This window comes from Bradyrhizobium sp. WSM1743, assembly GCF_000473065.1.
Taxonomy (GTDB): domain Bacteria; phylum Pseudomonadota; class Alphaproteobacteria; order Rhizobiales; family Xanthobacteraceae; genus Bradyrhizobium.
In genome coordinates, this window is sequence record NZ_AXAZ01000015.1 from 24,180 (window position 1) to 36,017 (window position 11,838).

Genomic DNA, 11,838 nt, shown 5'->3' on the forward strand with positions numbered 1-11,838 from the left:
CCGCAGCCGCGGCCTATTCGCAAGCGGTAGGTCGAATTGAAGCAAGCGGCGGAATTTCCGACTCGCGAGACCTCGCGCGGCTATGCACCCTTGCGAAGACGAGGCCAATGAGAGCGATGGTGAGGAGCGGTGATAGACGTCCCGCAGGTACATAAACCGCGGGGCTGAGCAGCGGGACCATCCAGATGCCGAGCCCGATCAGCCAGTCGAGAAGGCGCGGCGTATCGATCGATGCGGCAAGCCACAGCACGATGGCGACCGCCAGCAGCACCGCATCATAGGGGCCGGAATGCGGAGCCGCCAGCACGGTTGCCGCAAGCAACACGATCAGCTTGCCGTCGGTGTTGAGCGAGGAGCGATACGCCACGAAGGTCGCTGCCGCGCTCGAGAGGATCGCGCCCAGTTGCAGGATCGAGGCCAGCCGCTCTGGCAGGCCCAGCAGTACCGCGCAGGCCCACACGCTGTGACCCCAGATGCGGCCATAGGCCAGCCATTTCGCATCGGGGCTGACCAGATTGTTCAGTGCCTGCGGGATCCATTGAATCCACAACTCGATGCCGAAAATCATGGCGCTTGCGAGCGCCAATGCGAATGCCGAGCATGCAGCCGCGCACAGGCCACGGTATTGGCGCAAACCCAGCAGCGCGAACGGAACGAGCAGAAAGAATTGCGGCTTGAAGCTCAGAAGCCCGAGGATCGCGCCACCCAGGAGCGGCCGCGGTCCAACCAGCCTGATGCCCGCCACCAGCAGCGCGGCGACGAGAAAGGCGCATTGTCCATCGGCCAGATTGAGAGATGCGGATGGCGAGACCAGCACCGCCGCGATGATGTAGGGCGTCAGTTGCGGCTGCTCGGCGCGGATGCGAAGCGCCCAGGCCAAAAGGCCCGCGGTTGCAGCCTGGAACGCGACATAGGAGGCGGCAAAACCGAGCGGCGCGACCGGCAGCAGCAGAACGAGAAAGCTGGGCGGATAGAACCATGGGCGGTACGCCAATGGCACCGTGAGCCATGATGCGAACGACTGGTTGAGATGCGCGGTGAATGCCTCGCCATCGAGGACGAGCGCAAGATCGCCGGCAAGCATCGATCTGATGGCGCCATAGAACACCATCCAATCAGTGCCGGGGGCGATATGGTTCAGTCCGATCCATCCGGGATGGACGAAGGTGGAGATCAGGATGCACCAGCCGAACAGCACAGCGATCGACAAGGCGGGCAGGAACGTGAGGGGGACTCCGATCCAGCGACGCGCTGGAGCGGACATCGACGGCTGAAGGGACATGCTCATTTGAAAGCATCCTTCGGGGTTTCCGCGTCCGGCGCCAGGCCCGCCTGCGTGCCGGTGCGCACATGGACCACCGCGATGTCATCCGTATAGATCCGCTTCCAGCCCTTGAGCTGGTCGAGGATCTGCGGCCCCGGCGCGTCGGCGACCAATAGCGTCGCGTCGATCTTGTACTCATCCAGAAGGCGCGGCAGCAGCTCGGGCTTCTTGCCCTCCGTCGCCTTGAAGAAGTCCATGACGAACTTCTCGCCATAGAGCTCGGCGCGGCCGTCGACGAAAACGGGGATGTCGCGCGAGATCAGATATCCGCCGAACTGGTAGGCGTTGAAGATGCGCTGCACCTTGCGTTGCTCGAGCAGGTCGACCGCCGCAACCGGCGTCTGCGTCATCGTGAAGGTGAAGCGGTGGTGCCCCATGTAGAGCGACGTCGAGGTCCAGCCTGCCGCCACGATCATCAGCGCGCCAAGCGCGGTGACAGTGCGGGCCGGCCAGCGGTCGGCACCGGTGGCGTCAGGCGCCCGGCGCGGGAACATCTCGCCGAGCGGCTTTGCCAGCACCAGCGGCACCAGGAACGCAAATGCCTCGATGCTCCTGACATGGGTCAGCGCGCTCCAGGTCAGGAACAGGATCAGGAAGATCCGGGGCGCCGACAGCACCAGGCCGCGATAATAGCCGAATGCGATCAGGGCGAGCAGGGCGCCCTCGAACGAGTTGAACGTGGCGAAGTTCGCCGGCATCCATTCGAAGATCAGCGACAGTAGCTCGCCGAGGCTGAGGATGTTGGTCGCGCCCTGCAGCGTCCGCCATCCGTACGGCGTGCAGCAGCTTGCGATCAGCGCGCCGATTCCGAACAGCACCCAGCGCATGAACAGCGAAAGCCGCCGTCCCTTCTCGGCATGCTCGACCGCTTCGAGCGAGATCGGACCGATCAGCGCGAGGCCGAGCACGAAGCCGCCATGCAGGTTCGCCCAGAGCGCCATCAGCGGCAGCCAGGTCCAGGACGGCGCGCTCCTGCGGTCGGCAGCCGCCATCAACAAGCCGACCCATGCCACCATGACGGGCAGCGCCAGGATATGCGGGCGCGCCAGCACGTGATGCTGCGACAATAGCAGCGCCAGCATCGCAAACAGCACCGCGCGCGGCGCCTCGATCTGCGCGTCGAGCAGATAGATGAAGATCGCGACCGCGAGCGCGAGGGCGACCGCGGTGAGGATCACGGGTCCGGCCCAGCCCCATTGTGCATAAGAGAACGCGAACGCGACCTGCGACAGCCACGACGTCGAAATCCACGGCGCGCCCGTCCGTGTGAAGGAATAGAAGTCGGTGGTTGGCATGGCGTCGTGATCGAGGATCCATTGCCCGATCTTGATCTGCCAGAACGAGTCGGAATCCTGAAGCAGCGTGTCGCCGAGAAAAAGGAAGAATAGATAGGCGCCGGCGCCGACGCACAGCGGCACCAGGGCCCGCGCGCGACTCTGCACCGCGATGCTGTTGGCAAAGGAAAGGGACATGCCGCCTCGTCGTCCTGGTGTTCTTGTCGATCCGAGCATGATCCGGCCCCGGAGGGCCGCGTTAGCGCAAAGTGTGGTGCGGCTTTCCGGGAAGATCATGCGCAAACAATAACCTGAAGCGCGATGAACGATTCATCTCATCGCGCCTCAGCCCGCGCGGGCGGCATTGGACCACGGCGGTCATAACTTCGGGTAAACCGGCCGCGCCAGGCCGGCTTCATGTCCCGACAATTTAACGGATTGTTTTGGAATTCAATTTACCATGGGCGAATACACGCAAACCGCCCAGTGTTTACGCAGTCGAGTTAACTGCGGCGCAATTCTTTGCCTCTAGGTTCGGTTCCATGGTCGGGCGGCGCTGGGAAGCCGAAAAGACCAGATCAGTTGTAGCCTCGTGTACTCATTTGGAGCACTCTATGAAGAACCTCGTTGCGCGTTTCGTGAAGGATGAATCCGGCGCCACCGCCATTGAATACGGCCTGATCGCTGCCGGCATCGCGCTGGCGATCATCACCGTCGTCAACAACCTCGGCACCACGCTGAACACCAAGTTCACCTCGATCTCGACCAACCTCAAGTAAGGCCTGGACGATCTGACAGTTTCGAGAGCCCCGTCTTCGGCGGGGCTCTTTTCTTTTGGGGCGGTGGGGACAGCGGGGCCATCAACGAAGTCTGCGCGGCCGACCCGCGCGGACGCATCTGGCGTCCGTCAGCGCCTCCGAACGCATCACGTGTGCGACCCGGATCAACTCAGGATGAAGTCATCGGCGAACGTGAGTTGGCCAGGCATGACATGCTCCAGCCAGATCTCCGAGGATCCGAACTGGACGAGCACGCCGCCTTCCGCATATTCGGTCAGAGTAACGTTCTCCGCGGCGTTCTGGGCCGTGACCCCGGTGCCGCGCATGTCGATCTTGTCGCTCCCGTCAGTGAAATCGTCGACCTGGAACGCGCCGCTGCCGAAGTTGAACACCAGGACATCGGTACCCTCGCCGGTTGTGATCCACTTGATGCCGCCCTGTCCCTGGAAAGTATCGTTGCCCGCGCCACCCTGCATGACATCGTCGCCGGCCCCGCCACGCAGGACATCGTTGCCGCCCTCACCGAACAGAACGTCGTTGCCGCTGCTGCCGGTGATGACGTTGTCGAGGGCGTTGCCGGCGGCGGTGAAGCTGCCGCTGTTCGTTCCCGTGAGATTCTCGACGTTGTCGCCCAGCGTATACGACGAGAGCGAGGTCTGCACCTCGTCGATACCTTCATTGGCACTCTCGCTGACGACGTCATTGCCGGAGTCGACGATATAGATGTCGTTTCCGGTTCCTCCGGTCATGATATCGTCGCCGGCCCCACCATCCAGAACGTCGTTGCCGCCAAGACTGTTCAGGGTGTCGTTGCCGCCGAGCCCGTTGAGCGTGTCTGCCTCGTTCGTGCCGGTGAGCGTGTTGGCCGCGGAGGTCCCGTTCTGCGTGGCGCCGGCGACGTCGGTAACGGTCAGCGTGAAGATCTTGTCGAAGCTCAACCCTCCCTGATCCACGATGTGAACCGAGATCTCGTGCGAGGTGGCGGCCTCGTAATCGAGCAGCGCTCCGTTCGCGACGGTGATCTGGCCGGTCGTGGCATTGATGGCAAACCGACCGCCGGCATTGTCCGTGAGCGAATAGCTCAGCACGGCCCCGGCGTCGGGATCTATTCCCGTCACCGTTCCCACCACCGTTCCATCGGTCGAATTTTCCGCGACCGAGCCCCCTGTCAAGGTCGCGTTGGTCGGGGCGTGATTGTTCCCGCCGGCGGACGTGTCGAAGATGAAGTCGCCGTCGAATGTGATCTGGCCCGGCATGACGTTCTCGAACCAGATCTGCGAGGTCCCGAATTCGACAAGAACGCCGCCTTCCGCATACTCGGTCAGGGTGACGCTCTGCGCGGCATTCTGCAACGTGATACCCGTGCCGCGCATGTTGATCTTGTCGTTACCGTCGCTGAAATCGTCGACCAGCAAATAGCCGCTGGCGCTGTTGAAGATCAGCGTGTCCTGCCCGCTGCCGGTCGTGATCCAGTTTTGGCCGCCCTGGCCGTCGAAGATGTCGTTGCCGGCGTTGCCTTGCAGAACGTCGTCGCCGGTTCCGCCCAATAGCGTATCGTTGCCGTCTCCGCCGAACAGAACGTCGTTGCCGCTGTTGCCCTTGATGAGGTTGTCGAGCGTGTTGCCGCTCGCGGTCAATGCCGTCGAGGTCGTCGCCGTCACGTTCTCGACATTGGCGCCGAGCGTATAGCTCGACAGCGAGGTGCGAACCTCGTCGATTCCTTCGTTGGCATTTTCGTTCACCACGTCACCAGCCGCATCGACGATATACACGTCGTTGCCAGTGCCGCCATTCATGGTGTCGCTGCCTGTACCTCCGTCGAGCGCATCGTTGCCGGCAAGGCCATTCAGAACGTCATTGCCGTCAACTCCGTTGATCACGTCCCCTTCGGCCGTGCCGGTCAAAGTGTCCGCCGCCGAGGTGCCGTTCAACGTCGCGCCTGCAACGTCGGTCACATTCAATGCGAATACCTCGTCGTAGGTAAGGCCGCCCTGATCCGTCACCCGGACCGTCACGCTGTGCGAGGTCGCGGCTTCGTAGTCGAGCAGGGCTCCGTTGGCGACTAGGATCTGGCCGGTGGTTGCGTTGATGGCGAAGCGCCCTCCGGCGTCGTCCACCAGCGAATAGGTCAAGACGGCTCCGGCGTCCGGATCGATGCCGGCCACCGCTCCAACGACGGTGCCGTTCGCTGCATTCTCGGCCATCGAGCCGCCGGTTAGAGTGGCGTCGGTCGGCGCGTGGTTAACGGACTCACTGACGTCGGTAACTTCGATGGTGAACGACTTATCGAAAGTCAGTCCACTTTGGTCTGTCACCCGCACCGTTACGCTGTGCGACGTTGCAGTCTCGTAGTCCAGCAATCCGCCATTGGCGACTGTGATCTCGCCCGTGCTGCCGTTGATGGCAAAGCGGCCGTCGGCGTCGTCGGTCAAAGCATAGGTCAACGTTGCGCCCGCGTCGGGGTCGAGGCCCGCCACGGAGCCGAGCACCGTGCCGTTGGCGGCGTTCTCGGCAGTCGTGCCGCCGGTCAGCGTGGCACCGGTGGGCGCTTCGTTGACGTCGGTCACGGTCAAGGTGAACGATTTGTCGAACGTCAACCCCGTCTGGTCCGTCACGCGTACGACCACCGCATGCGAGGTCACGCTCTCGTAATCGAGCAAAGCGCCATTGACCACCGTGATCTGCCCCGTGGCCGCATCGATCGCAAACCGACCGCCGGCGTCGTTCGCCAGGCTGTAAGTCAGCACTGCGTCTGCATCCGGATCGACGCCGACGACGGTCCCCACGATGGTCCCATTTGCCGCATTTTCTGCGACCTGGCTGCTCGCCAGCGTCGCGCCCTTCGGGGCCTGGACGGCGGCCAGGATGTCGTCCCGATCCCAGATCGTCCCGTTTGCGAATACGATCTCATCGAAGCCGATGCTCTGGCCGTAACGGGGCTTCACCGTGATCGTCTCTCCGGTTTCGGTGATGGTGATCACGATCGAATTGTCCGGCTGGCCGCTGACACTGATGTCAGCAGGGCTCATGTCGGAGAGGCGCAAGGTCCCCCAGTTGTTTCCATAATCCTGGATCGTGTCGTTGCCGTCGCCATTGGCGTAGACGTACGTATTGCCGTATTGGCCGCCGTAAAGATGATCATTCCCATGCCCCCCGACAAAGACGGTGGGCTGCCATTCACCATTGATCTGCTGCGCCTTGGTGTAAAGTTCATCGTCGCCATTCGTGCCGCGAACCGTCTGCAGTGCTTCAAGGAGTTGTTCGCGATTCCACACCGTCCCGTCGGCAAAATGGATCTCCTCGATGCCTTCCGACGTGTTCTCGGCGAACTGGTTGACGATCGTGATAGTCGAAGGCAGCGCGCCCTGCCGATCGATATAGAGATCGGTGCCGCTGGCGCGAAGCTTGAAATCACCGGGGTTGAGGTCGTCGAAGGCGAGCACATCGACGTCGGCCGCCCCACCGTCGTAGTCCATGATGTAGTCGTCGCCATCGCCCGCTGCATAACGATAGATGTCGGATCCCGCACCGCCAAGCAGCAGATCCATCTCGCCACCACCAACGACCTCGTCGTCGCCCGACGTTCCCTGCAGGAAATCGATATCCTGAGTGCCGGTAATCTCTGTAGGAGCCTCCAGAGCCCAGAGGAGGTTGGACCGTTGGCCCGTATTAGCCTGCGTCTCGGCCTGCAAGGCGATCTTGAGGTAGTCCAAATACGGCGCCAGAAGAAAATGCTCTTGCGAATAGCCGTTCCTTACGGCCTGATAGTTCTCCCGAGCCTTGGAGGCAAATGTCGCTGGATCGAAAATATCCAGGCCGAGATCTCCGGCTTGCTAATCCTTGACGACCACATTGAACGGCGCCGGATCGTCCAGGGTAATAACGCCACCACCGCTTTCCTCTTCATAGAGGAAAGTGACGAGCGAACGCCCGGTGTTGATCAGCAGGAAGCCGCCATCGGCGAAAGGGTCGGAAGGATCTTCAAATTCCGGAAAATATGACTGCGTCTGACCGAAATAGTGATAATTATAGCCCGCCAGGGAATCACCGTTCCAACCTGCATACTCAAAAAACTTCGGAAGCAGACGAACATCCGACTGCTTTATTTCGGCGTAGTGAGAATCGGTATCGGGGGCTTCATCGAGAGTAATGAAAAGTTTGTCAGCGGCATCGCTGTCCAGCGCGATGTCGCCAAGCTTTGCATAGAACTCGTCTCCCCCCGTTCCTCCGGTCAACCGATCCTTGCCGGCACCGCCGAACAGCTTGTCATCTCCGGCGCCGCCGAACAGTCTATCGTCATCAGCGCCGCCATAGAGTTGATCGTTTCCTTCCGCTCCGTAAATCTCATCGTTTCCAGCGTCTCCATAGAGTGTGTTGATCTTGTCGGAATCGGTCTCGCCGGGAACGCTGGACCCTCCTCTGATGACGTCCGCGCCTTCGCCGCCGTGAATGGTGTCGTTTCCAACACCGCCCCAGATCTCGTCCATCTCGGTGCCGCCGTCGATCGTGTCGTCACCGGTTCCGCCCTCGATGTAGTCCGCGCCATCGTCCCCGAAGAGTTGATCGCCGCCGGCGCCGCCGAATATCTGATCGTTGCCGCCCGCCCCGTGGATGAAGTCGACTTCTCCATTGCTCGAACCGGCCGGACTGTCGCCCCATAGAACGTCGCCGCCGCTGCCACCGCGAACGGTGTCCGATCCCATCCCGCCATAGGCGTAAACCTTTCCGGTGGCTGCCCCTAGGTCGAGATTGTCAACCCCGTTGGAGCCGAAGACCGCGATCTTCGCTGCTTCAAGGTTCAAGCCGTGCAAGTCTCCGCCGATTGAAATCTCTTGCTTCAGGAAATACTCAACGTCGCCATTGCCAAAGCTGTCCTTGCTGTACATTTGCAAACCAAGCTTTGCGCCGGTCTGCATGATCGTGAAGTCCGCGCCTGACAGATACGGGGTTAGAAGATCGGAATTCTTGGCTGGCGTGCCATTGACGTCGACACCTGTCCCGTTCGAAATTTTGGTCGCCGCGTCTCCCATCGCGCTGGCGATTTGGGCAAGATAGTTTCCAGCGAGGACGTCGTATCCGATGTTCTCGCTGCCGTTGATGTAGACCGCGACATGAGAGTTGACGTTGAATTTGCCAGCCGAAAAATTGAGAAGGCTCAAGGCCGCGTCGATGGCCGACTTGCCTTCTGCCGCAAGGCCATTGCGATAGACGACGCCGGACACGCTTTGGCCCGAGCTGTCCGTAATTTCGAGCCTCGTCGAGCGACGCCGAATATTTCGTAGATGCGATCGGCTACCGGCTCGGCAAACGCCTCGTAGACCCATGTTGCAAGTGCCGCGGCACCACCAGCAACCGCAACTTCGAGGCAATGGGAAGCGACGCCCCGCCCAATATGCCGAGCGCCACCGCTCTCAGTGCCAGCGTCAATGCTTCGGCGATTTCAGCTTTGGGGCCGGTGTCCGCGATGATCTTGACTCCGTCCAGATAGAAGAAGCCGTCCTCCCTCGTGATCACCTTGTTGATTTCATTGGCGGTACTGCCCGGACCGAAATACTTGTAGAGAAACTTGATCGGCAATGAGCCCGCCTCGGTCTGCAGGAGAGGATCGAGAGCACCGTCCAGGAATTCTCCAAGTGCCTCGGTGACCTTCGAAGGCTCCGGCGGCGTTACGGTGTAGTATTCCATGACGTTCTCTCCCGGGTCATCTTGCGGTGGCAGCATTCATCGGTAGGCCGAGTCACGCTCGGCCAGTTGCTCGTCTTCTTTTCGATTGACTGAAGTGGATCGTTCCCGCCGTAGAGAGGCTCTTACCGCTGTGGGACTCTATAAAATTCCATCATTGTTCGAGGCGGGATTTCCTGACATTGCATGACGGTGCGAGGTCGCGCTGCATCGCCCTCGATGCCTTCGATCGTGATGGTCTGGCGGCTTCTGCTCCATACGACCCGGCGAGGGACGTCGAAATTCATCGACAGCGTGACTTCATCCTGGCCGGCATCGGTGACTTCACCGCGAAATCCTCTTCCCTCCTTGCCACGCTCGAAGAGTGCTTGTTTCGAAGCTGCATCCATCGTGAAGTACATGTCTCCTGCGTCTTCACAGCGGACCGAGATCGGATGCTGAATTGGGTCGCGGACCCGGAAGCTCAAAATGCTCCTCGGCGGGAGGACGGTGCACTGATGCGTCAATGTCGGCCGGAAGGTAGGGTCTTCCAGTCCCGGCCAACTCATCGTCTTTTGATTGCGATCAAAGATCAGGTCGAGCCGTCCTGGACGGACGTGCAGCACGAATTCGATCTTTCCATCGTTCGTGGAAATGATCTCTCCCGAGAGTGCGTTGATGCCGAAATTTGTTTCGACGTTTATCGGCGGCGTTTCAAAGACGACGGCTTTGGCATCGACGTCGAACGTCGCAAAGTATGGGCGGACGGGAACGCCACCCTCACACCGCACTGAGAATGGTTCAGCGGCTGCTGCGCAATCCGGCGTCAGCATGAGAAGCAGAATGAGAGCGAGAGGGAGGCCTGCGAGTCGCTTCATGCTGCTCGCTCCGTTCGCGCAGGACAGCTGCGCCCGCAGCCTGGTGGCAGCGAAGCTGCAGTTGGAACTCTCGACATTGCCTGGTGATGAATTGGCTGCGTGGCCTTGGCCCGCGCGCAATGAACGTGCGCCGCGCAAACAGTCTCTGAACGTATTCCGAACACCAGTCACAACCACGGCCCCAACATCGATGCCGCCTGCACAATGCGCGCGGGCTAACGTCAACGTCCGGTTGCGGACACTACCACTGAAACTTCGAGATGTAAAGAAGCACGACACAACCTCTTACTTTCCCGAGGACGTGGCGCGCTGACAGCGAAGCAGCGAAGATTAGAATCAAATTTGAAACCCGCAAGTTCAAGCATTTGAAGATGCTCAGTCGATCGCTGTTCAATCGCGATCGACTCGTTTGCCAATGACCGCAGTGAGACACCGAATGAGATCGCGCTCGTTTTTCTTGCGGCAATTTGCCGCCACTTTCGAAGTCGGCTCCGTCGCGAGGTGTCGCTGCTTGGTGTCTCTGGAGAGCAATTGGCGAATGCAGGAACGCCGAGCGAGTCTGACAGCGACGAATTCCGGCGGCTTGGCCGGCGTGCGAGTTTCGTGCAATGCTATTGTCTTTCCCACCGCCGGTTTCGATTCAGGAACATTTCCGGACGGCGTCTTGTCTCGAACGGCACGACGTCCCGGCTTTCCCGAAGACAACCTTATCGAAGCCAATCTTCGAGGACGGACAGATCGATGAGAGCGTTTGTGTCTGTATCGGTGGTCTGCGCGGTCATCACTTGTGCGTCGGTGGCTCGCAGCGCCGAGCTGCAACCATTTGCTTGGCCGGTCGCTTGCGAGTTGGGAACGACCTGTTTCATCCAGAACTACGTCGACCATGATCCCTCGGACAAGACCTTGGACTTTCGATGTGGTCACCGAACCTATGATGGCCATGACGGCACCGACATCCGGCTCCCCGATCTGGACGTTCAGCGAAAAGGGGTCGAAGTCGTTGCTGCCGCCTCGGGGCGCGTTACTCATGCGCGCGACGGCATGGATGACGTCTCGGTCAAGGTCGTCGGCAAAGCCGCAATCACCGGCAGGGAATGTGGCAACGGCGCAGTCGTCGAACATGGAGGTGGCTGGAGCACGCAATACTGCCACATGGCCAAGGGCAGTCTCAGAGTGAAACCCGGTGACAGCGTCAGGTCCGGGCAGGCGCTTGGTCTGGTGGGGCTGTCCGGAAATACCGAGTTCCCACACCTCCATTTCACCGTGAGGCATGACGGGAAAATTGTGGATCCATTCGCCGAGGGCGCCGCGAAGGGCGAATGCAATTCGGGCCGCTCGCTGTGGCAGCCGACGCAAGGCGCCGTTTCGAACTATCCGTCCACCGAGATCATCAATGCCGGTTTTGCCGATCGAGCGGTGACCATGGACCAGATCGAGACAGGTGAGGTCAAGCGATCCTTGCCTGGCTCTCAATCGGCCGCCATCGTTGCGTATGTTCGCGCAATCGGACTTCAGGCAGACGACGAGCAAGCGCTCGAGCTGAGGTCACCCGAGGGGCAAGTCGTCGCGGAGTATCGCGCGCCGAAGCTGCCACGGGACCAAGCCCAGTATTTCATCTCGGCTGGGCGAAAGCGCGCAGGCTCCACTTGGCCGGTCGGCAGGTATCGGGCAACTTTCGTTCTGCGCCGACAAGGTGCCGAGATCGCGCGGCGGTCCTTCCAGGTGGACATCGTGCAATAGCCATCTCGCCTCCCGCTCGTTCCGCTTGGGCGGTTTCCGGGACGAGGCCCTTCACAACCAGGGTGGGCGCTTCCGTCCAATCGCTGTGGCGCTCCACGCATTTCCCATCTTGTCTTCCTTCCTGAATAGTTGTTCAGTCCTTGCGGGGCGATTTGCATCTTTGACGTGACGAAGCGTTCGGC

Annotated in this window: 9 protein-coding genes; 3 read left to right on the forward strand and 6 right to left on the reverse strand. The window is 60.8% G+C overall.

All coding sequences use genetic code 11. From position 1 onward, the window contains the following. Positions 1-13 precede the first annotated feature (13 nt). Both YU9_RS0112310 and YU9_RS0112315 read right to left on the reverse strand, forming a co-directional pair. Entirely contained in the window at positions 14-1,288 is a 1,275-nt protein-coding gene (locus YU9_RS0112310; RefSeq protein ID WP_245266358.1) for a glycosyltransferase 87 family protein, read from the reverse strand. Continuing rightward, the gene (locus YU9_RS0112315) at positions 1,285-2,796 is read right to left on the reverse strand and encodes a hypothetical protein (RefSeq protein ID WP_027573112.1); all 1,512 of its coding nucleotides are present in this window, start codon (positions 2,794-2,796) and stop codon (positions 1,285-1,287) included. Before YU9_RS0112315 ends, YU9_RS0112310 begins: the two co-directional genes overlap by 4 nt. Before the next feature lie 416 nt (positions 2,797-3,212). Here YU9_RS0112315 and YU9_RS0112320 point away from each other — a divergent pair, with 416 nt between their 5' ends. Further along, positions 3,213-3,377: a Flp family type IVb pilin gene (locus YU9_RS0112320; protein ID WP_027573113.1), complete on the forward strand. Its 165-nt coding sequence runs from the start codon at positions 3,213-3,215 to the stop codon at positions 3,375-3,377. 164 nt (positions 3,378-3,541) lie between these two features. Here YU9_RS0112320 and YU9_RS0112325 read toward each other — a convergent pair whose 3' ends face one another. The 4 genes from YU9_RS0112325 to YU9_RS0112340 all read right to left on the reverse strand — a co-directional run bounded on the left by YU9_RS0112325 (position 3,542) and on the right by YU9_RS0112340 (position 9,916). Continuing rightward, positions 3,542-7,069 carry a cadherin domain-containing protein gene (locus tag YU9_RS0112325; RefSeq protein ID WP_156951840.1) on the reverse strand — a complete coding sequence of 1,176 codons (3,528 nt, stop codon included), beginning with the start codon at positions 7,067-7,069 and terminating at the stop codon, positions 3,542-3,544. 141 nt (positions 7,070-7,210) lie between these two features. Continuing rightward, positions 7,211-8,599 carry a calcium-binding protein gene (locus YU9_RS44595; RefSeq protein WP_027573115.1) on the reverse strand — a complete coding sequence of 463 codons (1,389 nt, stop codon included), beginning with the start codon at positions 8,597-8,599 and terminating at the stop codon, positions 7,211-7,213. 70 nt (positions 8,600-8,669) lie between these two features. Then, the gene (locus YU9_RS0112335; protein WP_036017249.1) at positions 8,670-9,062 is read right to left on the reverse strand and encodes a hypothetical protein; all 393 of its coding nucleotides are present in this window, start codon (positions 9,060-9,062) and stop codon (positions 8,670-8,672) included. 122 nt (positions 9,063-9,184) lie between these two features. Then, the gene (locus YU9_RS0112340) at positions 9,185-9,916 is read right to left on the reverse strand and encodes a hypothetical protein (RefSeq protein WP_027573117.1); all 732 of its coding nucleotides are present in this window, start codon (positions 9,914-9,916) and stop codon (positions 9,185-9,187) included. On the opposite strand from YU9_RS0112340, the gene YU9_RS49560 reads away from it, so the two are divergent. Further along, entirely contained in the window at positions 9,915-10,229 is a 315-nt protein-coding gene (locus YU9_RS49560; RefSeq protein ID WP_210163511.1) for a hypothetical protein, read from the forward strand. The genes YU9_RS0112340 and YU9_RS49560 overlap by 2 nt on opposite strands. 428 nt (positions 10,230-10,657) lie before the next feature. Then, positions 10,658-11,656, forward strand: a complete 999-nt coding sequence (locus YU9_RS0112345; protein ID WP_027573118.1) for a M23 family metallopeptidase — start codon at positions 10,658-10,660, stop codon at positions 11,654-11,656. Positions 11,657-11,838 lie beyond the last annotated feature (182 nt).